19 protein-coding genes are annotated in these 21082 nt (G+C 42.5%); 12 read left to right on the plus strand and 7 right to left on the minus strand.

Going from position 1 to position 21082, the window contains the following annotated elements; genetic code table 11:
- Window positions 1-3 precede the first annotated feature (3 nt).
- The 7 genes from Q6344_09670 (at window position 4) to Q6344_09700 (ending at window position 7518) form a co-directional block, all read left to right on the plus strand.
- Window positions 4-1743, plus strand: coding sequence for an amidohydrolase (locus tag Q6344_09670; GenBank protein WLG12874.1), 1740 nt, complete (start codon window positions 4-6; stop codon window positions 1741-1743).
- Window positions 1744-1878: 135 nt separating this feature from the next.
- Window positions 1879-2835, plus strand: a complete 957-nt coding sequence (locus Q6344_09675) for an alpha/beta fold hydrolase (GenBank protein ID WLG12875.1) — start codon at window positions 1879-1881, stop codon at window positions 2833-2835.
- 143 nt (window positions 2836-2978) lie between these two features.
- Window positions 2979-3800 (plus strand): 2,3,4,5-tetrahydropyridine-2,6-dicarboxylate N-succinyltransferase, encoded by an 822-nt coding sequence (dapD, locus tag Q6344_09680; protein WLG12876.1) that lies wholly within the window; start codon window positions 2979-2981, stop codon window positions 3798-3800.
- A gap of 241 nt (window positions 3801-4041) precedes the next feature.
- On the plus strand, window positions 4042-4773 hold the full coding sequence (gene queE / locus Q6344_09685) for a 7-carboxy-7-deazaguanine synthase QueE (protein WLG12877.1): 732 nt from the start codon (window positions 4042-4044) through the stop codon (window positions 4771-4773).
- Between the two features lie 61 nt (window positions 4774-4834).
- On the plus strand, window positions 4835-5989 hold the full coding sequence (locus Q6344_09690) for a multidrug resistance efflux transporter family protein (protein WLG12878.1): 1155 nt from the start codon (window positions 4835-4837) through the stop codon (window positions 5987-5989).
- A gap of 126 nt (window positions 5990-6115) precedes the next feature.
- The gene (locus Q6344_09695; GenBank protein WLG12879.1) at window positions 6116-6751 is read left to right on the plus strand and encodes a trimeric intracellular cation channel family protein; all 636 of its coding nucleotides are present in this window, start codon (window positions 6116-6118) and stop codon (window positions 6749-6751) included.
- Window positions 6752-6852: 101 nt separating this feature from the next.
- Window positions 6853-7518, plus strand: coding sequence for a trimeric intracellular cation channel family protein (locus tag Q6344_09700; GenBank protein WLG12880.1), 666 nt, complete (start codon window positions 6853-6855; stop codon window positions 7516-7518).
- Between the two features lie 73 nt (window positions 7519-7591).
- Here the strand turns inward: Q6344_09700 and recJ are convergent, their stop codons facing one another.
- Entirely contained in the window at window positions 7592-9421 is a 1830-nt protein-coding gene (gene recJ, locus Q6344_09705; protein WLG12881.1) for a single-stranded-DNA-specific exonuclease RecJ, read from the minus strand.
- Window positions 9422-9734: 313 nt separating this feature from the next.
- On the opposite strand from recJ, the gene Q6344_09710 reads away from it, so the two are divergent.
- Entirely contained in the window at window positions 9735-10250 is a 516-nt protein-coding gene (locus Q6344_09710; GenBank protein WLG12882.1) for a hypothetical protein, read from the plus strand.
- 109 nt (window positions 10251-10359) lie between these two features.
- Here the strand turns inward: Q6344_09710 and Q6344_09715 are convergent, their stop codons facing one another.
- Window positions 10360-10674, minus strand: a complete 315-nt coding sequence (locus Q6344_09715; GenBank protein WLG12883.1) for a hypothetical protein — start codon at window positions 10672-10674, stop codon at window positions 10360-10362.
- A 204-nt stretch (window positions 10675-10878) separates the two neighbouring features.
- Here Q6344_09715 and Q6344_09720 point away from each other — a divergent pair, with 204 nt between their 5' ends.
- The 3 genes from Q6344_09720 to Q6344_09730 all read left to right on the plus strand — a co-directional run bounded on the left by Q6344_09720 (window position 10879) and on the right by Q6344_09730 (window position 13534).
- Entirely contained in the window at window positions 10879-11130 is a 252-nt protein-coding gene (locus tag Q6344_09720; GenBank protein ID WLG12884.1) for a hypothetical protein, read from the plus strand.
- A 196-nt stretch (window positions 11131-11326) separates the two neighbouring features.
- Window positions 11327-11716 carry a hypothetical protein gene (locus Q6344_09725; protein WLG12885.1) on the plus strand — a complete coding sequence of 130 codons (390 nt, stop codon included), beginning with the start codon at window positions 11327-11329 and terminating at the stop codon, window positions 11714-11716.
- 153 nt (window positions 11717-11869) lie between these two features.
- Window positions 11870-13534, plus strand: coding sequence for an alkaline phosphatase D family protein (locus tag Q6344_09730; protein ID WLG12886.1), 1665 nt, complete (start codon window positions 11870-11872; stop codon window positions 13532-13534).
- Between the two features lie 133 nt (window positions 13535-13667).
- On the opposite strand, the gene Q6344_09735 is transcribed toward Q6344_09730, so the two are convergent.
- The 4 genes from Q6344_09735 to uvrB all read right to left on the minus strand — a co-directional run bounded on the left by Q6344_09735 (window position 13668) and on the right by uvrB (window position 19327).
- Window positions 13668-14045: a hypothetical protein gene (locus tag Q6344_09735; GenBank protein WLG12887.1), complete on the minus strand. Its 378-nt coding sequence runs from the start codon at window positions 14043-14045 to the stop codon at window positions 13668-13670.
- 278 nt (window positions 14046-14323) lie between these two features.
- A complete protein-coding gene (locus Q6344_09740; GenBank protein WLG12888.1) occupies window positions 14324-15376 on the minus strand; it encodes a histidinol-phosphate transaminase in 1053 nt (350 codons plus the stop codon).
- Window positions 15377-15923: 547 nt separating this feature from the next.
- The gene (locus Q6344_09745) at window positions 15924-16976 is read right to left on the minus strand and encodes a histidinol-phosphate transaminase (protein WLG12889.1); all 1053 of its coding nucleotides are present in this window, start codon (window positions 16974-16976) and stop codon (window positions 15924-15926) included.
- A 239-nt stretch (window positions 16977-17215) separates the two neighbouring features.
- Window positions 17216-19327 (minus strand): excinuclease ABC subunit UvrB, encoded by a 2112-nt coding sequence (uvrB, locus tag Q6344_09750; protein WLG12890.1) that lies wholly within the window; start codon window positions 19325-19327, stop codon window positions 17216-17218.
- Between the two features lie 364 nt (window positions 19328-19691).
- Here uvrB and dps point away from each other — a divergent pair, with 364 nt between their 5' ends.
- Entirely contained in the window at window positions 19692-20174 is a 483-nt protein-coding gene (dps, locus tag Q6344_09755; GenBank protein WLG12891.1) for a DNA starvation/stationary phase protection protein Dps, read from the plus strand.
- Between the two features lie 191 nt (window positions 20175-20365).
- On the opposite strand, the gene Q6344_09760 is transcribed toward dps, so the two are convergent.
- Window positions 20366-21070, minus strand: coding sequence for a DUF2059 domain-containing protein (locus tag Q6344_09760; protein WLG12892.1), 705 nt, complete (start codon window positions 21068-21070; stop codon window positions 20366-20368).
- Window positions 21071-21082 lie beyond the last annotated feature (12 nt).

Genomic DNA, 21082 nt, shown 5'->3' on the forward strand with positions numbered 1-21082 from the left:
GTAATGAATATGAGCACATTACTAAAACCAACTGTACTGAGCATTGGATTAATGAGTGTCATAGGTTGCACTACCATGCAGACCGCGCCCAAGGATATGAGCAACTCAGCAACTGTCTATTACAATGGCAACATCATCACGATGGAGGGCGATCAGCCACAAATGGCTGAAGCCTTAGTCACCCAAGCGGGCAAGATTGCCTATGTGGGCAATTTACAAGAGGCGCAATCGAAATATAAAAATGCCGCGCAGATTAATCTACAAGATAAAACCTTATTACCCAGCTTTATCGATCCGCACAGTCATTTTGATATGGTGTCAAACACCATGGGTCAGGTCAATCTCAACCCGCCGCCCATCGGTCAAGTCGATAGTATTCCCAAAATGATGCAAACGCTAAAAGATTATAAAGTGGACAATAACATTGCTGATGGCGACTGGATATTTGGTTGGGGTTATGATGAAACCCAGCTCGCCGAGGGGCGTCATCCGACCAAAAGCGAGATTGATAAAGTACTGCCAAACAATCCAGTGTATTTACAACACACAAGTGGTCACATGGGCGTCGCAAACAGTAAGGCGCTTGCCATGATGAACATCACTGCTGACAGTAAAAATCCAGCGGGCGGTAATATTGCTCGAATTAAAGGATCTAATGAACCAAACGGTCTCGTACAAGAAACGGCGATGTATCCGTTCGTGCGCAATATGCTAGAAGTGTTAGCGCCGAATCAAGGCAAATTCTTTGAGCAGACGCAAGATTATTATGCAAAGAATGGCATAACGACGGCGCATAACGGTTCGACAGCTCGTAATACCATTCAATTTTTTCAAAAACAAGCCGATGCAGGCAAACTTAAAATTGACTTGGTCGCACTAGCAGGAGTGAGTGACTTAGATGAGAATTTGGCTGATAAAAACTTCGTATGGAAAACCTATAAAAACGGTTTTAAAGTACAGGGTACCAAAATCGTTGCAGATGGCTCGCCACAAGGCAAGACCGCCTATTTTAGCCAACCTTATCTCACGCCAGTTCCAGATTGTGAAAAGGACTGCCGCGGTTTACCAAGTGTCAGCCAAGATGAACTGAACGAGATGTTTGTCAAAGCCTATGCTCGTGACAATCAGCTCTTTATCCATAATAATGGTGATGGCGCAACCGATATGCTCATCAAGGCACACGAGTATGCCGTCAAAAAGACTGGTCAAGCAGCTGATAAAGATCGCCGTACTGTGCCCATTCATGCTCAATTTGCCCGAACTGATCAGCTAGCCGCATTCAAAAAATACAATATGGTGCCGTCCTTCTTTACCAACCATACTTACTTTTGGGGTGATGTACACGTTAAAAACTTAGGTAAAAAACGTGCCGATTTTTCAAGCCCGATTGCCACTGCTGATAGAATGGGACTTAAATATACCAATCACTCTGATGACACAGTGACACCTGTCGATCCGCTATTTTCAGTCTGGTCAGCAGTCAATCGCACTTCGCGCTCAGGTAAAATCATTGGTAAAAATGAGCGAGCGACGCCGTATCAAGCGTTAAAAGCCATTACCAGCAATGCCGCTTATGAGTATTTTGAAGAGGACAGCAAAGGCACCTTGACGCCAGGGAAACTGGCTGATTTGGTTATCTTGGATGCCAACCCATTAACCATAGAGGCAAGCAAGCTCAAAGACATCAAAGTCATCACAACCATTAAAGAAGGTCAAACGATTTACCAACGTCCAGTACAATAGTTCATGGTAAGCGCCGTATAATAAGCCAAATTTTAGCAGGTGATTTCAAATTGTCATGCCTACTATTCATTAAGATGATGAACCATTAAAGCTATTTATTAAAAACATTCATTAAAACTGTTTAAGGAACCCTATATGAGTATCAACACCGATACAGGTAACGACCACATTCTCTCCTCCGATAATATTCATTACTTGCATCATAGTTTTTTTGAACCAAGCCATGAAAACACAGCGGTAAAAGCCACATTACTGATTGTCCACGGTATGGCAGAGCATAGCGGACGTTACGCAGACTTCGCTCAGTTTTTAGCGGATCATGGTGTCGCAGTGGCAACTTATGACCATTTGGGACATGGAAAGACCGTCAAAACATCAGCCGATTTAGGTTTTTTTGGTGAAGAGCATCCAGTACAGTCCCTGCTAAAAGACGTCATTGTCATGGCAGATAGCTTAAAAAACCGCCATCCTGACGTGCCACACTTTGTAATAGGTCACTCTATGGGCTCGTTTATTGTGCGTAATGTCCTAAAGCACCATGCACACAATTTTACAGGTGCTATTTTGATGGGTACAGCAGATGCCAACCCCTTGACTAAAGTACTACTCCCAGTCAATAAAGTACTGGCAAAAGTAGCCCCTAAAAAACCAAATGCAATGTTTGCCAAGGTGATGAATAAAGTCTTGAATAGTAAGCTTGAAGATCGCATCTCTTCATCAGAATTTGCGTGGTTAACTGAAAATCCTGCTGCCATTGAAGCCTATGAAGCAGATCCCTTAACGGGCTTTGACTTCACCAATAATGGCTTTATGACATTATTCTTTCTGATGGAAACTGGCTTAAACAAAGGCTGGGCAATGACTATTCCAAAAAACTTCCCGATGCTATTTATCAGCGGCGAAGATGATCCTATTGGAGATATGGGCAACGGCATCCGCAAAATTGTCACGCGCTTAAACAAGCAAAATTTCAGTCAAGTAGATATCCAGCTCTACCCAAACATGCGTCATGAGCCTTTGCATGAAAAAGACCACCAAACCGTTTATGAAGATATCTTAGAATGGATAGAAAGCCATAGCTCAGACAATTAACCGCAGCGCTCATCTTGGCGGTTAACTCGTTTGCTAAAAGTCGCCAAATTAGCGACAATACGGCAAGCAAGTTTTTACGCCAAGTCATGCGAGTTATTTAACGATAATATATGCTTTACCTTCCACTAACTTTAGGAACCTTTATGTCATTACAACAAACCATCGAACAAGCCTTTGAAAAACGCAACGAATACAGCCCAAGCACGATGCCACAGGACGTGCGTGATGCTATTAATCAAGTGCTTGAGCAATTAGATAACGGCACATTGCGCGTTGCAGAAAAAAAGGATGGCGAATGGGTCGTGAACCAGTGGGCAAAAAAAGCCGTTTTGCTCTCTTTTCGCTTAAACGATAACTATGTTCAGGCAGCGGGCGAACATGTGCAATTCTATGACAAAGTTCCGACTAAGTTTGCAAACTGGACCGAAGCACAGTTCAAAGAATCAGGCGTACGTGTTGTACCACCCGCTGTTGCTCGTAAAGGCTCGTTCATCGCAGCAGGTGCGGTATTGATGCCGTCGTATGTCAACATCGGCGCGTATGTCGATCAAGGCGCGATGGTAGATACGTGGGCGACCGTGGGTTCATGTGCCCAAATTGGTAAAAATGTGCATTTATCAGGTGGCGTTGGTATCGGCGGCGTATTAGAGCCATTGCAAGCGAATCCAACAATTATTGAGGATAACTGCTTCATCGGTGCACGTTCTGAAATCGTTGAAGGCGTAATCGTCGAAGAAGGTGCTGTTATCTCGATGGGTGTATTTATCGGTCAATCAACGCGCATTTATGATCGCGAAACGGGTGAGATTCATCGTGGCCGTGTACCAGCAGGCTCTGTTGTCGTACCGGGTAGCTTGCCGTCAGAAGATGGTACGCATAGCTTATATGCTGCTATCATCGTCAAAAAAGTCGATGCACAAACCCGCGCTAAAACATCAGTCAATGAGCTATTGCGTTTAGCCTAGTATTTTTAATACTTAGAGCCTCGTACCCAAACCGTACGGACAGCGACAGATCCTCTTTATTAAAGACGCTGAAGAAAACTTCAGCGTCTTTTTTGCAGCTTAATAAAGGGTGGTGCGTTATAATCCCTTTTTTTGGTTTGGCTTTATCTAAACGCAAAACGCCCATACCAGAACCTGCCTTTTTATTACGATTGATAAATGCCTCATCCCATTAGCAATCTTTAACTGTATTTGACATATTATGAGTGAATCACTATTACGCACCGCCGCCATTCCTGTCACTGACCCTGAAGCAGGTCTACGTTTGACAGAAATTTTTTATTCTTTGCAAGGTGAAGCGCTGACCTCAGGCTTGCCAACGATATTTGTACGCTTGACCGGCTGTCCACTTCGCTGTGTCTATTGCGATACTGAATACGCCTTTACTGGCGGCGAGCGGCAGTCGCTAGAAACCATTATAGAGACCATCAAAAGCTATCCTTGCAAGCGTATCTGTCTGACTGGCGGCGAGCCTTTAGCTCAGCCGAACGCCATTGAACTAATGAAGCGCTTACTGAGCGACGGTTATGAAATCTCGCTTGAAACCGCAGGCGCGCTCACGGTAGCAAACGTGCCAAAAGCGGTCAGTAAAGTCATGGATCTCAAAACGCCAAGCTCAGGTGAAGTCGATAAGAATCTATGGTCAAATCTCGACCACCTCACTCAGCATGACCAAATTAAATTTGTCATTATGAATCGTGAAGATTACGACTGGGCGAAAACCAAGCTGTCTGAGCATAAATTAAATGAATTGGTCGATACGGTTTGGTTTTCGCCGATGTTTAATGTCGCAGAGGATATCGACGACGAAGTCAGCCCTGATGTACCTGTGTTGGCGCGCGAACTTGCAGAATGGATGTTGGCTGACGCGCTGCCCGTACGCTTCCAATTGCAACTGCATAAAATCATCTGGGCAGATGCTAAAGGCAAATAATAGCCCAATCATCTAAATGGATATTCAACATAAATAGCGACCCAAGGATAGGAATATAGGTATGGTCAAACTCATTTTATTGGGCTTATTATCGGGGGCATTTTTTAGCTCGACGTTTGTGTTAAACGAAGTTATGAGTGCGGCTGGTGGGCATTGGTTTTGGTCAGCTAGCCTTCGCTATGCATTTATGTGGCTAATACTCACGGCTATTATAATTATGCAGCATGGTTTTGGGCGTATTACAGAGCTGATGACTATATTCCGTCAACATTGGGGCTTTTGGTGTATTACGGGCAGTATTGGTTTTGGAATTTTTTATACAGGAATATGCTACGCGGCTGATCATGTCGCAGGCTGGGTAGTCGCTGCGACCTTTATGTTTACAGTGGTTGCAAGTCTACTCGTTTTGCTAGCATTCGGACAACGTTTTGATAAAAAATTCATTGCATATGCGTTATTAGTATTTGCTGGCGTGGTACTGGTCAATATCAGTGAAGGACTGCATGCTGCTTCTTTGCTAGATGCTGATGCAGTGCCTATGAAAGATATGCTGCTTTATGGTGCCGTGCCTGCCCTAATAGCCGCCTTTAGCTATCCCATTGGTAACCAGTTGGTTTGGCAGGTATCTTACAATGCGCGCAAGCGTAGTACCGAGCCTACTAGCACTCAAAAAATTGATATCCAAGCCAACGAGATTAGTAAAAAAACCACCTCACTTATTACAGAAGCACCTGCATTGTCAGCCGATATGAGTTATACGGCGGACGCGGTCGATTCCTTAAACCTTAACCACCCTACTCAAACCTTGCCGAGCTCTTTGCTGCAAACTTTAATCGCACGTATACCTGCTATCAAAACCACCCTCCTACAAAATGCCTTTAACAAAGTATGGTTAATGACCTTGGGCAGTCTGCCATTTTGGTTGGTTTTGGGTCTTGTCGTTCATCCGGATTTGCCTGATACTAAACAGGTATTCAATACCTTACTTGTGGCTTTATTGGCAGGTGTGGCGGCAACCAGTATCTTTTTATATGCCCGTGAAAAAGCGGAAACTTCAAGCGAAGTGGCTGGGGTTGATGCCACTCAGGCAAGTGAAGTGATATTTGCCTTAATTGGCGGTATGCTATTGCTCAATAATACTTTGCCATCAGCGATGGGCTTAATAGGTATTGCTCTGATTATTGTTGGGCTTATTCTATTTGCAAAAGACGGCTAAACTACTACCTAAAGTTAGGTTAACTCTATTTAAATTATTGATATAAACAACTTCAAAACTAACCTAATCTAACCCAGCCCAGTACAGCCAATCTATTTTGATGGCCATTATATTGGTAATATAATCATGGTTAATGATTTAATTTTTCCTGATATTTTATTATATTTATTAGATATGGTTGGTGTGATTGCTTGTGCGATCGCAGGTACATTGCTGGCACAGCACAAAGGCTTTGATATTGCAGGCTGTATCTTGGTTGCGATGGTCAATGCTATCGGCGGCGGTACACTACGTGATATGGCGCTAGACCGTCATCCGCTCTTTTGGATGACTGACCTCAATTATGTGATCGTCATCACAGTGACATCGCTTATTTTACAAATATTCTTTCATCTGTATCATAAGATTGATAAGGCATTGAAGCTGTTTGATGCCATTGGGTTGGCGGCTTTTAGCGTGATTGGTTTTAAGATAGCATTGACACAAGATATGTCAGCTATTATCGCTATTATGATGGGGGTTTGGACGGCTATTATTGGTGGTCTGCTACGCGATATCATCTGTAATGAGATACCACTGTTACTTCAACGCGAGATTTATATCTCTGCTAGTATTGTAGGTTCGATCACTTATCTGCTGCTTGACCGTTTGGGTGTAGATGCTGGATTGAATGAATTTATTATGCTGGGCGTTATCTTTGCTGTACGGATGCTAGCATTGCGTTTTGATTGGCACCTGCCTTCTATACGTTTGGTGAAATAAGACCGATTCATATGGTTTAAACACTAGGGCGTGTCCTCAATTCAATCGTTTACTTTTTAAATGAGCTAAAAATAATCATACAAACTTAGTGAGACTTGCTCATGCTGGCTATCGCATTGAACCCTTCAGCACTAATCACTACGTTTGACCCACGCTCTCTCATTTATCTTTTTGATATGATTGGTATTATCGCTTGTAGTATTTCAGGCACGATACTGGCAAAACACAAAAATTTCGATGTTTTTGGTTGTTTACTGGTTTCTATTGTCACCGCTATCGGTGGCGGCACTGTGCGTGATGTCATTTTAGATCGCCATCCACTATTTTGGATGGTAGATATGAGCTACCTGACTGTTATTACCATCTCTTCATTAGTGATGCAAATATTCTTTCACCCCAACTCTAAACGCGTTAATAAGTTCCTCAAACTCTCAGATACTATTGGACTGTCAGTTTTTACCTTAATCGGTATCAAGGTTGCCGATAGTATGGGTGCAAATGTGCCCGTGGCGTTATTACTTGGGGTGATCACCATTATTGTCGGCGGTATCATCCGCGATATGATCTGCAATGAGATTCCGCTGGTGTTGCAGCAAGAGATTTATATTTCGGCAGCCTTGGCTGGCGGCATCCTCTATTTTGCACTACACAATCTGGGTGTGACAGCTTGGATTGCTGACATCGCTACTATGGGTACGATTTTTACCTTACGCATGCTCGCCATTCGTTATGACTGGCAGTTTCCAACCATCGAATGGAAATACTAAAAAAGCGTCAACCTTAAACAAAGTCGACGCTATATTTGCTACTGGTTGAGTATCTTATAATAAGATAATGCCATCATTCCTGTACGACTGCTAAATCCCTTATCATCAACTGTAGACTTTGTTTGCCGTTCCACTCGTTGATGTCTAGCTGAAATAATACATGCACTTTTTCTGCACGATAATCCCATATCTCGCTATCAAAGTTAAAATAAATTGCTTCAATCGGATATTGTACATCAGGGTAACGCAGCGACAGTTTAAGGTGCTTGTCTTTTAATATCTTAAAGCTTAACACTTCAAAGACCCCGTCAAATATTGGCGGTGCAAAGCCATGACCCCAAATATTGGCATCAGCTAAGTGTTCAGCAAACCACAAGCTAAAGTCACTCGCCTGCAACGCGCCATCAGTGAATTTTTGCTCGGCAAACACCTCATTATCCATCTGTGCCATGACGTCATTAAAAGCCATAACAAACCCATCAAAGTTACGGCGTTTGATCGTTAAGCCTGCTGCCATCGCATGACCACCAAAATGACTGATTAAATCAGGATGGCGCTCGGCAACCTGCTCAATCGCATCACGAATGTGCACGCCAGCGATAGAACGCGCCGAGCCTTTGATAAGGTCATCGTCACTGGTACGCTTTGTATCCGCGGGCGCAAAGACGATACTTGGCAAATAATGACTTTCTTTTAACCGTCCAGCGACGATGCCGATGACGCCTTGATGCCAATCATCTTGGTATAAAACGATACTGCGTTTATGATTATTATTCGTCTTTTTCTCAGATCTATTTTGAACAATAACATCGCCGCTGTCATGATTATCTGCTGTAGCCTCATCGTCCATGTCTGTATCAGCAGCGGCTAATGCCTGTACGATGCTATCCGCTTGCGCGCGCATCTCACCTTCTACCTGCCGACGCGTCCGGTTTAACTGCTCAAGCTCTTGCGCCAAGCGCTGCGCCGTACTCCAGTCATCCGTCAATAAACACTCAATACCGATGCGCATATTGTCCATACGACCAGCGGCATTGATACGGGGTCCTAAGACAAACCCAAAATCCTGTGCCTGCAACTGCTTAGGATCTCGCCCTGCTTGTTCAAGGAGTGCCAAGATACCGAGCGAGCAGCGCCCTTGGCGGATAGCCGCCAGTCCATGATGCACTAAAATGCGATTGTTTTTATCAAGCACCCCAACGTCAGCAATCGTTCCTAATGCCACCAAATCCAAATATTGACTCACTTGCACGGTAGATTTACCGGCTTCGCGGCGCAGCTTGGCTAAGCGTCCAAGCACATAAAATGCCACGCCCACCCCTACGAGCGCTTTACTGCTAAAGTGGCAATCGAGCTGATTGGGATTAACCACAGCCTCCGCAGGCGGTGTTTCTTTGGTCGTCAAATGATGATCAGTAATAATCACAGTGATGCCATCGGCTTGCGCACGTGCCACGCCTTCATGGCTTGAGATACCGTTATCGACGGTCACTATCACCTCAGGATGATACTTCTCAATACCCAATTCGACAATTTCTGGTGTCAAACCATAGCCGTACTTAAAACGGTCGGGCACTAAAAAGTCAACGACTGCGCCCATTTTTGTAAGCGCACGCATCATTAATGCGGTACTGGTCGCACCATCACAGTCAAAATCACCCACGATAAGGATGCGCTGACCGTCATCGATGGCGACGTCTAATAGACGCACTGCTTCGGTGACACCATGTAGCATTTCGGCTGGCAATAGCGCAGAGAGTTGCGTCTCTAGCTCATCAGGTCGAGTAATGCCGCGACCTGCGTATAAGCGGGCAAGCGTCAATGATTGGGCGGCAAGTGGTTGCAGCGCGGCGGGCAACTCGTCGATACGAGTGCTGGTATAACGGGGGGTTAAATTTAGCATGTGCATATTCTACTGGCTTTGGTAGAGGGTCACAATGACAATTTTTGGCGGCTTAGTTTATCGTTTTTTGTTGCAGTACATTGTGATAAGCCATATTTTAATACTAGCATAGAGCAAATAATTCATACGCTGTGCATATAATATGCATAATATTTCATTTACAAAAACGGTGCATAGCGACTGCATTTTTCTGCATTTTGCTACAAAGCAATGATTGTATGCCGCTCAGAAACCCATAAAATGGTAAGCAACTGAGATACTTGCTATCTATTGAGATTTGATTTTTTATTTTAACCATTTATAAGGATGCTTTATGAAAACCACACCACTGGCTGAAAAACTACCAAATACCATTGACCCTAGCTTGGATCTTGAACAAGTAAAAAAGGAATGTCAAAAGTTGGTCAAAAAACGCGCCAAATATTCTGCTGGTGTTGCCATCGTTCCTGTACCATTTTTTGATGTCGCAGTAGACGCAGGTATGCTTACTCAACTATTACCTGACATTAGCGAGCGATTCGGCTTACTTGAAGACCGTAAGGCGGCAGTTGACTTAGAATCACGAGCCATTCATTGGGGCGCATTAAAAGATCGTACTGTCGATTTTGCAGGGTTGATGGCGACTCGTGGTATTGTTAAAAAGACCGTACAAGGCTTTGGTGGTCGTATCGCTGCCAAACAAGTAACGAAATTCATCCCACTAGGGGGTCAAATGGTTGCTGCTACAATGGGCTATATGATTTTCAAAAAAATCGCCAATGACCACATCAATGAGTGTTACAAGCTTGCAAAAGATATTCAGCAAAAGCAACACGGTAAAAATGTCTAAAACAGTTAAAAAACTGACATCAACTTTATAAAATAAAACCAGCTAAGAGCCATTGCCTTAGCTGGTTTTTTTATGCTTAGCTACGCATATATGGGTTTAATTTTTCAATTTAATAACAGCCTTTTTCATAATACATCTCTAACTCAGAATACTCTATGTCACTAATTATAATAATGTTATCGGCATAAGGACGATACTTTCTAACCATTATTTTTGCCGCTGGTTTGTTGTTTATGAGAATTACGCCATCTTTAAGCCGAACATCATCATTGAAAGTAAATCCATCTCCCATAACTTTAGATCCAGCTCCTTTCCAATGACACTGCTGTACGTGATAATCAGACATCACATATACACTCCTGATAAAAAACAGGCTGAGTGTCAAAGCAATTAAAAGACAGGGTATTGATAGCTTTTTATCCATTGAATCTCTAATTGAATTTAGGAAACCTATTTTGATGAAATAAATATTCCTGTCCATGCATGTTTCATGATATCTCGATGCATAGCATTAACAGTGGAAAATAATAAACACGCTACCCAAATATAGCAATACTTCATGAATATTTCACCTCTCTCAGTTAATGAACTCGTTAAAGTAAGATAAATTTTATTCATGGATTCTGGTATGCTGCACTTTAGCGTAGATAGTTATGAGCTAACCTTAACACTGACACTGACACTGACACTGACACTGCTACTAGGTTGCATCATTCTTTTCATCGCCAGTATTTCGGCGGCATTTAATGACAATTTTGATGCTTGTTCGTGGGAACACCTCACCACTTGGTTATTTATCGTCGGTGGTTTATTGATGATTGTCGGCTATATTGGTTATAAAGCCTATGCATATTATCACCCTTATGCGTGGCTGGATTGATAATGTCAATCCTTTATAAAAAATGGCTTAATTCTGTGCTAGTAGTGGTTAATGATGTCATGCACTAATTTTGCTGATAATATACGACCTGCTGGGAGAAAATACATGTCAATTAGCAAACATCAACTCGTACCAAATGCCAGTTTCTATTAAGCATAAACCTTAAAACCAATAAAAATCTTAAAGGATCAGACCCATGAAAAAAATCTTAATATCAACGGCTATGCTCGCTACCCTCGCTCTATCTGGATGCACAACGACTGGTGGTATGAATAATAATGCAGGTACTGCTATCGGTACTGCCAATGAGATTGGTATGAATGTCTTTAAATCAGCGATTGATAACCAATGCCGCAGTCAGATTGAAAAGCAAACTGCTTGGCGTGTGGCTAGCGTGGCTATGACCGACACACAACAAGAAGCTGTAAAAAGTAATGTTTGTGGCTGTGTCAGTGAGCAAGCGCCGCAGCAAGTGACACTCGTTGAATTGGGCAATGCTGCTATAGATTCGCAATATCGCACACAGCTGGTCACGAAAGTCGTCGCAAAATCTCTACAAAGTTGCTATACCAGTTTTATGAAATAAACTTGTAATAAGTAGCAAAGCACAGTTTTGACAATGTATTTTTGACGTTGATATTAATATTGACACAGGCTGGGTTAGCGATTGCTTAACCCAGCCTATTCGTATAAATTAGGTGTAAATGAAATGGAATTCACTTGATATCAAGGATGACAAATGAAAAGACGTGCGTTTATAAAATTAGGTGGTCAAGTCACTGTGGCTGGCACTCTACTGACCCAGCTGAGCGCCTGTTCATCAGACGACGATGAAAATATCCAGAGTGATAAATTGGACGTCTTAGATGACTTGGGTTATCAAGGCGCCTCACCTTTTAAGCATGGTATTGCCAGTGGTGACCCTCTACAGGATAGAGTAATACTGTGGACACGAATTACCAATGACGGCAGTATCAGTGCCACGAGCATCCCTGTTGGCTATACTATCGCAACAGACCCAGAGATGAAAAAAATCGTTGCTCAAGGAAGAGCATTAGCCACCTCTGAATCTGACTTTACTATCAAAGTCGATCCCAAGTCTCTACAGCCCAATACGACCTATTACTATACCTTTCAAGCGTTGGGTTATATCTCGCCCACTGGTCGCACTCGTACTATCCCGCAATCAAACTTACCAGCCAGCCAAGTAGACCGTGTGCGCTTGGCCGTGGTTTCTTGCTCGAACTATGGATTTGGCTACTTCAATGGTTATGCACATATCGCTAAGCAAGCCGATATATCAGCCGTACTGCATTTGGGTGACTATATCTACGAATATCAAGAAGGGTTTTATCGTGATCAATCCTTAATAGAAGAACGTCCGATAGACCCCAAAAATGAGATTATTAGTTTAGAAGATTATCGTCGTCGCTATGCCTGTTATCGCACTGATATTGATTTACAAGAATGCCATCGCCAGCACCCTTTTATCGCCGTTTGGGATGATCATGAGGTTGCAGATAACTCATGGAAAGGGGGCGCTGGGTTCCATACTGAAAGCAAAGGCAGCTATATAGAGCGTAAGATGTCAGCGGTTCGAGCTTATCACGAGTGGATGCCTATCCGTGATGATAGCAGCAACGAGCTAGACAGCCAGCTGCGGATTTATCGACGCTTCGAGTTTGGTAAGTTGTTTGATTTGAATATGCTGGACACACGTATATTTGGCCGTGAAAAGCTTGATGCTACTGCCAGTAATGAGCCTGAGCGCCAACTATTAGGACTCGAACAAGAGAACTGGCTTCATCTAAACATGCTGGCAGGCAAACGCCGCGATGCCAAATGGCAGATACTGGGGCAGCAAGTCATTTTAGCTCCATTCAGAGGTGCATCTGCCACCAACTCGGGAGACATATGGAATGGCTACGCCAGTGCTCGCGATCGTCTGCTCAATTTCATTGAAAACAATAATATCGATAATACAGTCGTTCTAACTGGCGATTATCACGCTTCATTTGCATTTGATGTCTGCAAAAATCCGTTTGATGGGGACAGTTATAATCCAAGCACAGGTTCAGGATCACTGGCTGTAGAATTCGTCTGCCCTGCTCTAACCTCGCTCGCGTTTCCTGAAAGAGGTGCTGGGCCAGAAGCCAATCCACATCAGAAGTTCAATAACCAAACTGAGCACGGCTATATGCTGTTAGATATCACCGAGCAGGCGTTTCAGTGTGAATGGTATTATACTAATACCTTAAAAACACGAGATGACAGTACTAGATTTGCCAAAAGCTTGCTCACTCAAGCACAGGCGAATCATTTAATAGAGGGTGAACAATCTCGCCCTATCACTAACGTCGCTGTATTAGCTGCTGCAAATAAAGCTGTCGGGGTGAAAATCTAAGTATCGTTGCAGTAGATATTTAAAGCATCAAAGTAATGTTCATTGAGAATAAAAACTAAAAGGGTGCGTTATAAATAACGCACCCTTTTTATTGCTAAGTCTTCGTACCATCCACTTATCTTATTATTTTGGCTTAGAACTTGTTTTTGTCAACTGGATTCTGTGACAAAGCTGCTGTAAAAGGCAGTATTTTACTGCGGCTAAAATACTTAGAAGAGCCATCAATAATCTTATCTACTTCTTTGATCAAATCATTAATAACGTCATCATAAACACCATGATATAGTTCGGTTTCGAATGCCGTAAAGGGATGCTTACGTGATGCCGAGCCGACCTCTGTCACGCCTTGCTTACTATAAAAAATATCGACTCGTCCATCACTGTTGAGTACACAATTTAATACTCCGCCCTCCAGCTCCATCTCTACTCGCTCAGGCATAAAAATATAATCGTCTACATTGATGAGTTTTTTTTCTACTTCTCTCTTAAAAAATGATTTGATATCAAACATGGATATATCCCTGACCTTAAAATTATAATATACGTTAGCACACCTGATTTTACAGCCACTGTCCAGCATGTAATCTGCTGCTTGTTCATTCGTGCTTTATGAATCAATACTATAAGATGACGTGATATTTTTTAAGACAGGATATGTAAAACTGCGTTTGATGTTGGTAAAAATAGAATGTTAGCTGTGGCTCTTTTATCCTATTGCAATAAAAAAGGGAAGCTGTGCACTAGGGCGTGTCCCATTTTTTAATGATGGAACTACTCTATCTGGCTTAATCACACCCAGCCTTTCTCACGAAACGATTTCAACACCTCAACAAATACTGCCATCTCATCAGCTCTGCCAAGCGTCAAGCGATTAAAGCCAGTGATAGGCGCAAACTCGCGACCAACAGCGATGCCATGGTCGCACATTCTATCGATATAGGTTTGTACATCGCCTTTGATTTCGTGAAATATAAAGCTGGCTTGTGATGGTAAGTAGCGTAGTCCAAGCTCATCCAATGTCTGCTCAACCAGCTGACGCGATTGATTGGCAGTATGCAAACTCAACGCCAAAAACGCCTCATCATTCAAAGTTGCTATCGCTGCGACAGCACCAGACAGATTCGTATTATCTACTGAGATAAACGCCTCTAGCTCAGTGATCATTTGCGGACTGGCAACTGCATAGCCGACACGCATACCCGCTAGCGCACACAGTTTGGAGAAAGTCCGAACCACGATAATATTGTCTGAGCGCTGCTCTCTTATCCACGCAATCCCACTCTCAAAACTTGGGTCAGTGACGTATTCTGAGTAGGCTTCATCTAGCAAGAAATAATGATGGTCTGGTGCCGTTCCTACCCACGCTTTTAACTCATCTGTGTCAGTAATCGTCGCTGTTGGATTATTAGGATTGCAGAGATAAAACAAGCTTATACCATCAAAATCATCAGCCACTTTTTGCATGTTTTGTAAATTAAAAGAATAGCTTTCAGGCATCAGTGCTACTTTTACCACGGGCACATTGATAGATGTTGCATATAGTTCCGCATAAGCAAAGGTTGGGTGCGGCACAATTACTTGGAAGTTTCTGCCTTCTCTTAACGCTTTGTTTTGCAGCATTTGTACGACGGTGCGGATATTCTCACTGGAGCCGCTACCTAGAGATATTTGACTTTCAGTCACGTCATTAATTTTCGCAACTTTATTGATTAAGGCTGCACGCTGGTCATCTGGATAACGAAAGCCGATGTCTAAAGCATCGATAACCGCTTTTTTGGCAGATTTTGCCATACCCAGTGAGTTTTCGTTAGAGTTTAATTCTATTAATGGATTGGTAAACACAATAGTAATACGCCTAATTGATACCCATACCAAATATGCGATGAACAATGTCAAACTCGCTCAGCCAGCGGACGTAGCACTTGCGCTCGTCTTTTTTGCTACTCTGATTATTTAGTAGGGTTTATATATGGATGGTGAGATGCATTCGGATAATAATGGTTATGGTAAGTGGCATTTACCCTGATTACAAGCGCTCTGAGCGATGAAACTCGTTAGCAGCTGTTATGAGTATGATGCTCATTTATTGATAGTATCCGTTAAATAAAAAAGAGCCACCCTATAGGCAACTCACTTTGTAAAACTCTTAGCATTTTTGCTAATACTAGGGCATGTCCTCATTTCAAAAATGGTGATAAACATGAGGTAAATTGCTGTTAAACAAGGAAAGTAGCGCATATAATAGCGAGATATTAAGAAGCTATTTGACGATGTTTGGCAAAATTTAGCCATTTTTAGCCCATTTAGCAAGTAATCGATTGAATTGAGGACACGCCTTAGTCTTGCTAGTTTATCGATATTTCAAATTAGCAATTTTTTAATGCACTACTTAGACCCAGCCTTTTTCACGGAACAGCTTTAATACTTTAATAAATGCTGCCATCTCGTCAGGCGTGCCAAGCGTCAAGCGATTGAAGCCTGTAATAGGTGGAAACTCGCGACCAACCTTGATGCCATGGTCGCGCATTCTATCGATGTATGTTTTTAAATCACCCTTTATTTCATGAAAAATAAAATTGGTCTGTGAGGGTAAATAACGCAATCCAAGATCGTCTAATACTGTCTCAATCATCTGGCGCGACTGATTGGTATTGCGTAAGCTGAGCGCTAAAAACTCTGCATCATTTAACGTCGCAATAGCAGCAACCGCACCTGACAAGTTGGTGTTGTCCATAGACATAAACGCTTCGACAGCCTCGATTGCTTGCGGATTAGAAACTGCGTATCCCACTCGCATACCTGCTAAGGCACATAACTTTGAGAAAGTATGAATAACAATAAGGTTGTCTGATAACCCTTGTTTCACCCACTCAATACCACTCTCAAAACTTGGGTCTGACACGTACTCCAAGTAAGCTTGGTCTAATAAAAAGTAATGGCTATCTGGTGCATTACTTACCCAATTTTTGAGCTTTTGCGTTGATGTAATGATACCAGTTGGGTTGTTTGGATTGCAAATATAGAGCAGGCTGATGCCATCAAAATCGTCAGCTACTTTTTGTAGTTCATAAAAATCATAATCATAGTTTTCAGCGGTTAGTGGTATCTTGACCACAGGCACGCCAATGGAATTTGCATACATCTCTGCACAATCAAACGTTGGCACAGGAATCACCATTTGAAACTGCTTGCCCTCTTTTAATGCTTTGTTTTGCAACATTTGTAAGGTAGCTCGAATATTTTCAGTCGAGCCATTGCCTAATGAGATTTGGTTTTCTGCCACACCATGGATGGTGGCAATTTTGCTAATGAGCGCTGCGCGTGGATTATCTGGATAACGAAAGCCCTCACCTAAAGACTCTATAATGGCTTGTTTAGCAGAATCTGCCATGCCTAGTGAGTTTTCATTCGCATTTAATTCTAAGAATTTATTATTTTGCATGATGGATTATATGCCTCAACGTCCGTTGTTATAAGTTCATATTGCTCATTGATATCATATTAAGGGGCATTTGGTATAAACACAAGTTTTGATATAACCAATTATTAGTTATTAATAATCTCGAACAAAAGCGAGGCTATTTTGGTCATAAGAAGACCATAAAAAAGTGAGCTGCACCGTTGGCAACTCACCCTTTTTGTTAGATACAAACTGATATTAACGGCAGTTCAAATAACCTATTAGATCAAATGCGCTTTTAACTCTAGCACTTTATCACGCGTTTTCGCCGCATCTTCAAACTTCAAATCACGTGACATTTGCTTCATAAGCTTTTCAAGACGGTTGATTTCTTTCGCCAGCAAATCAGGACTGCGTAAGATGCTAATATCAACATCAGGCAGATTGCTCTTGATTGGAATCACTTGATTGTCATTGGCATTCTGATCGTCACCCGTATCGATTTTATCGGTGATACTGCGACGTGCCCCTTTTGGCGTGATGTTGTGTTCAAGGTTAAATGCCACTTGTTTTTCACGGCGACGATCGGTCTCGTCTATCGCCTTTTGCATACTGTTGGTAATACGATCCGCATACAGAATGGCTTTACCATTAATATGACGCGCAGCACGACCAATGGTCTGAATAAGTGCGCGCTCAGAACGCAAAAAGCCTTCTTTATCGGCATCAAATATCGCGACTAATGATACCTCTGGCATATCTAAACCTTCACGCAATAGGTTGATACCGACCAGTACGTCATGCACGCCAGTCCGCAACTCATGAATAATCTGCATACGCTCTACCGTATCGATGTCCGAATGCAGATAAGCAACTTTGACATCGTATTCTTTTAGATAACTGGTCAAATCCTCTGACATACGCTTGGTCAAAGTGGTAATCAGCACGCGCTCATCTTTTTCTCGGCGCTTAGTAATCTCTGATAACACATCATCGACCTGCGTCAATACAGGACGAATCTCAATCTCAGGATCAATCAAACCCGTTGGACGCACGACTTGCTCGACCACTTGCTCGCTGTGTTCAAGCTCATACAATGCAGGCGTGGCACTGACATAAATAGTCTTAGGTTTAATACGCTCCCACTCTTCAAACTTCATCGGACGGTTGTTCATCGCACTTGGCAAACGAAAGCCATAATTGACCAAATTTTCTTTACGCGATCTATCGCCTTTATACATTGCACCGATTTGCGAAACAGTGACATGTGACTCATCAAGGAACAGCAGTGCGTCTTCTGGAATATAGTCAAATAAGGTCGGCGGCGCTTCCCCTGATGGACGACCGGAGAGATGCTGCGAATAGTTTTCAATACCATTACAGTAGCCGAGTTGTTGAATCATCTCAAGGTCATATTGGGTACGCTCTTTGAGACGTTGCGCTTCTATGAGCTTATTATTATCACGGAAGTATTCTAAACGCGGCTCTAGCTCCGCGCGAATGGTGTGACTGGCAGCTTCTAGTTTATTTCGCGGCGTCACATAGTGCGATTTTGGATAAATGGTTATACGCGGCACGCTACGTACCGTCTTACCCGTTAATGGATCGAACCAAGTGATTTTTTCCACTTCATTGTCAAATAAATGCACACGTACCGCCAGCTGCTCAGACTCAGCAGGATAAATATCTAACAGCTCGCCACGCAGCCGATACGTACCGCGGCCAAAGTCTAGCTCATTGCGCGTATATTGCATTTCAACGAGACGCTTAATGGTAGCATTGCGATCGATTTTGTCCCCAACAACGACGTGCAGCAGCATTTTTAAATAACTTTCTGGATCACCCAAACCATAAATGCACGATACCGAGGCGATAATAATCGCATCACGGCGCTCTAGGAGTGCTCGCGTCGCCGACAGGCGCATCTGATCGATATGATCATTAATAGCGCTGTCTTTTTCAATAAAGGTATCGCTGGCAGCAACGTAAGCTTCTGGCTGATAATAGTCATAATAGCTGACAAAGTACTCAACGGCATTGTTTGGAAAAAACGACTTAAACTCACCATATAACTGCGCGGCAAGCGTTTTGTTATGTGCCATGATAATGGTTGGACGCTGTGTCTCAGAGATGACCTTTGCCATGGTATAGGTCTTACCCGAACCCGTTACACCCAGCAGTAACTGCTCATCCATGCCAGAATTAATACCGTTGACGAGCTTTTCAATTGCTTGCGGTTGATCGCCTGCTGGCTCAAATTCTGTGACCATCTCAAAAGCACGACTTGATATTTGCGTCCCAGACGCATTGACACCACTAATTTCAGCTTCGCCCTGTAGCTGAGTGGCCAATTGATTTAACTGACTCGACGAGCGCAGTTCAGGCATTCGCATAATGGCTTTCTTCTTCTGAAGGTTTATAACAATGTGGGGTCTAAGCTAGGCTTTTTAAAGGTAATTAAGGGTTTTATCTTGTCACCTTCTCTTACAATATTAGCATCTAGATATGACGTCACACGCCCTATTTATAACGAATAAATAGTACCTTCGTTATAAAAAACGCACACAGCAACTACTAAATTTACAAAGATTTTCATGATTAACAAACTCATTACACGACCACCTAATAAAGCCTAACGCTTGAGGCTTTCAATCTTCATTTAAGCTGGTATTATTTATAACGAATCAACAAATTAGTAAGATACCAATAACAACAAATGAGATTTTCATTAAAATAATACACATGACGGAGTAGAACATGAGAGAACGTTACGCAAGTGGAATAGATGATGCAACCGCAAAGAAAATGATCGACTTATTGAACGCTAATCTAGCGAATCTCATTGATTTGAGTATGGACAGTAAGCAATGTCATTGGAATTTGCAAGGTACTGGCTTTATCGGTGTTCATCAGTTATTAGATGATACTTATGGTCGCTTGACTGAAGCTTATGATACGGTCGCTGAGCGTATTGTTATCCTTGGCGGTAAAGCCAATGGTATCTCTAAACGCGTCGTTGAGGACTCTATCCTAGAGACTTACCCTACTGATATCACTGAAGTCGATCAGCATGTTCGTGAGCTTACCAATCGTTATAAGACCATTGCGGCATCATTGCGTGAAGGGATTAATACTGCTGGTGACGCGGGTGACGAAGACACCGCTGACCTATTAACGGAAATAAGCCGTACTGTCGATAAAGATGCATGGTTCATCGGTGCCAATGCACCAAAGAAATAATATCTTTGTACTCAAACCAGTTATACCAATAAAACAGGTATATCAATAAGACAGTCTATATCAGCAAAAAAGGTCACTTTTATAGTGACCTTTTTTGTGCGTACTAATTTATGTGTAATGATTTATGTGTAATAACTTTAAGATTCGCGCTCAGAAACGGGCTTTAAAGTAGCTAAATTGTCAGTTATTAGTTAAAAAACACCTTGGATTATTTGTTGCATCTGCGGTAAAAGCTCACCCAGCTGCGCCTCTGTCTCACTGGTATCCTCAGGCAAAGATTGCTTTAGAAATGCCGCTGTAATCTGTGGCTGTTTCGACAAGATACTTTGACCCATTACCGTATCATAAAAATCAATTTGAGCATCAACTTCCGCTTGCGTATAGTAAGTTTTTGCTGCGTTAATATATGCTTGCGTCAACGTCTGCTTGTCAGTAGCATTGCCTATACCATTGGTCATTATCTTGGCATATTGACCTAGCACTTTTTGAATCTGCTCTTGTAGCGCCTGTTGGCGTTTATTTAAGTTACCATCACCTACTGACTCAGTACGATTTTGCGTTTGTACATTGATAGCATCGATAGCCGCTTGTTGCCCGTTAACGATAGATTCTATTTGCTCATCAATATGCATCACTTCCATCAGCTTCACAATAGACGTATCTGTTGGGGAGATATTATTAATAAAAGTATTATTATTAATAGAAGCGCTATTCGCACTTATTCTATTGATACTTACGCTTTGCTGTTGAGCAGGCTCACTATGAATTACCAGCTCAGCTTGTGCTTGAGTCAGACTGGCTACTGCGCTAATAGTGACAACGGCCATACTTAATGAGCGAACCATGATTGAACGCCCAACAGGGCTCTCTATAGCAGACTGAAGACTTAGTTTCATATTGGTTTCTCT

The organism is Psychrobacter cibarius, assembly GCA_030686115.1.
GTDB lineage: Bacteria > Pseudomonadota > Gammaproteobacteria > Pseudomonadales > Moraxellaceae > Psychrobacter > Psychrobacter cibarius_C.

Excerpts from the sequence above, each read along its gene's own strand:
- Q6344_09730 (WLG12886.1), top strand. The coding sequence starts at position 11,870 with ATGAAAAGACGTGCGTTTATAAAATTAGGTGGTCAAGTCACTGTGGCT.
- dps (WLG12891.1), top strand. The coding sequence starts at position 19,692 with ATGAGAGAACGTTACGCAAGTGGAATAGATGATGCAACCGCAAAGAAA.
- Q6344_09670 (WLG12874.1), top strand. The coding sequence starts at position 4 with ATGAATATGAGCACATTACTAAAACCAACTGTACTGAGCATTGGATTA.
- Q6344_09695 (WLG12879.1), top strand. The coding sequence starts at position 6,116 with ATGGTTAATGATTTAATTTTTCCTGATATTTTATTATATTTATTAGAT.
- Q6344_09760 (WLG12892.1), bottom strand. The coding sequence starts at position 21,070 with ATGAAACTAAGTCTTCAGTCTGCTATAGAGAGCCCTGTTGGGCGTTCA.
- Q6344_09725 (WLG12885.1), top strand. The coding sequence starts at position 11,327 with ATGAAAAAAATCTTAATATCAACGGCTATGCTCGCTACCCTCGCTCTA.
- Q6344_09715 (WLG12883.1), bottom strand. The coding sequence starts at position 10,674 with ATGGATAAAAAGCTATCAATACCCTGTCTTTTAATTGCTTTGACACTC.
- Q6344_09710 (WLG12882.1), top strand. The coding sequence starts at position 9,735 with ATGAAAACCACACCACTGGCTGAAAAACTACCAAATACCATTGACCCT.
- Q6344_09720 (WLG12884.1), top strand. The coding sequence starts at position 10,879 with ATGCTGCACTTTAGCGTAGATAGTTATGAGCTAACCTTAACACTGACA.
- Q6344_09745 (WLG12889.1), bottom strand. The coding sequence starts at position 16,976 with ATGCAAAATAATAAATTCTTAGAATTAAATGCGAATGAAAACTCACTA.
- recJ (WLG12881.1), bottom strand. The coding sequence starts at position 9,421 with ATGCTAAATTTAACCCCCCGTTATACCAGCACTCGTATCGACGAGTTG.
- Q6344_09700 (WLG12880.1), top strand. The coding sequence starts at position 6,853 with ATGCTGGCTATCGCATTGAACCCTTCAGCACTAATCACTACGTTTGAC.
- queE (WLG12877.1), top strand. The coding sequence starts at position 4,042 with ATGAGTGAATCACTATTACGCACCGCCGCCATTCCTGTCACTGACCCT.
- uvrB (WLG12890.1), bottom strand. The coding sequence starts at position 19,327 with ATGCGAATGCCTGAACTGCGCTCGTCGAGTCAGTTAAATCAATTGGCC.
- dapD (WLG12876.1), top strand. The coding sequence starts at position 2,979 with ATGTCATTACAACAAACCATCGAACAAGCCTTTGAAAAACGCAACGAA.
- Q6344_09675 (WLG12875.1), top strand. The coding sequence starts at position 1,879 with ATGAGTATCAACACCGATACAGGTAACGACCACATTCTCTCCTCCGAT.
- Q6344_09735 (WLG12887.1), bottom strand. The coding sequence starts at position 14,045 with ATGTTTGATATCAAATCATTTTTTAAGAGAGAAGTAGAAAAAAAACTC.
- Q6344_09690 (WLG12878.1), top strand. The coding sequence starts at position 4,835 with ATGGTCAAACTCATTTTATTGGGCTTATTATCGGGGGCATTTTTTAGC.